The 1286-nt window shown below is 46.0% G+C and carries 1 protein-coding gene; it reads right to left on the bottom strand.

The genetic code is table 11. The features are described 5' to 3' along the window. Positions 1 to 40 precede the first annotated feature (40 nt). Positions 41 to 1168 (bottom strand): IS110 family RNA-guided transposase, encoded by a 1128-nt coding sequence (locus tag L691_RS0127355; protein ID WP_025693364.1) that lies wholly within the window; start codon positions 1166 to 1168, stop codon positions 41 to 43. Positions 1169 to 1286: the final 118 nt, after the last annotated feature.

Below are 1286 nucleotides of genomic sequence, written 5' to 3' on the forward strand. Positions count from 1 at the left end.
AATTCTTCCCTTTAAAACCATATTGGGTTTCTTATGAACACTAAGCAACCAAACCAGCTTCGGAGTGCTTTTTTTCAATTTCACAACCAATTGCCCAGATGAACCCGATGAGTTCCCTGGCAACAGCTACGGCTGCCTTCTTTCCGGCATTCCCTCGAGAAGTTATTTGATGATATTTCTGGTGCAGACGATGCTGAGCTTTCCAGGCAATGCGCTTAGCTTCAGGATCTTGTCCTTCCTGACGAGCACAGAGTTTCCCCTTTAAAGAGGGGGAATGGCGATAAGCCCACGCTGATTCTACGATGACATGACGAATGTGAGCATTCCCTACCTTGGTGATGGACCCTTGCCACCTGGTAGCCCCACTTGAATATTCTTTAGGAACAAGTCCAGCGTAAGACATTAATTGCCTGGGGCTCGAGAAACGAGAGAACTGTCCTATTTCGGCTACCAGTGTGGTCGCAGTTACTTCTGCAACCCCGCGCATGGTTTGAAGAGCCTGGATGACCGGGGCGTGAACACTGCTCATGGCTTGGACATGAATTTCAGCTTCAATGCGCTTCATCCGGTCGGTCACTTCATCAATGGCATGAAGATACTCTTGAAAAACAATCTGTAATGATGATTTTTCAAAACGAAGACTGTCTAACCATTCACGATGTTTGACCGACCAATTGCGTGTTCCTTTTTGGGGACGCAGGTCATGCCGAAGCAAAAATTGGACAAGGCGAAGGCGAGCTCGTTGCAAGTCTTCCTTAGCATCATGCCTTGCACGAACTAAATCTCTCAATGCTTCATGGTCTTCATCGGGAGTCCACACAGGTGTAAGTTCGCCTGCTCGAAGTAGTTGTGCAAGTCTTAATGAATCTCTTCGATCCGTTTTAATCCGATCTCCTGTACGCCTAGGAATAAGTGTTGGTGCTACAACAACACAGTCAATTCCAAGAGAGATAAGAAACCTGAAAAGACCATACCCTGTTGGTCCTGCTTCATAGCATACATGCAACTGCTCAGGAGTACCTATTTTTTTCATGAACTTGCGAATAGCTTCGGGAGTGTGCGGAATGTTTCCGAGAAAGCGTGGTTCACCACGTCCTGTGTCTGCGACTGCAACAGAAATTGAATCTTTTGATACGTCTAAACCAACAAATTTTGTGAAATCCTTCATAGTAGCGGCTCCTTTCGAATGTAGCTCTGCATTTGGTTTTAGTAGAATGCACTACACATTGTTACCAATTGCAACCTACGTTAAGCGATTGGGGCCGCCTCGTTCATTATGACTAACG

Source organism: Paenibacillus zanthoxyli JH29 (assembly GCF_000520715.1).
GTDB lineage: Bacteria > Bacillota > Bacilli > Paenibacillales > Paenibacillaceae > Paenibacillus_AQ > Paenibacillus_AQ zanthoxyli.

What these genes read in the sequence shown, in the direction of transcription:
- L691_RS0127355 (WP_025693364.1), bottom strand. Translation starts at nt 1,168, where the DNA reads ATGAAGGATTTCACAAAATTTGTTGGTTTAGACGTATCAAAAGATTCA.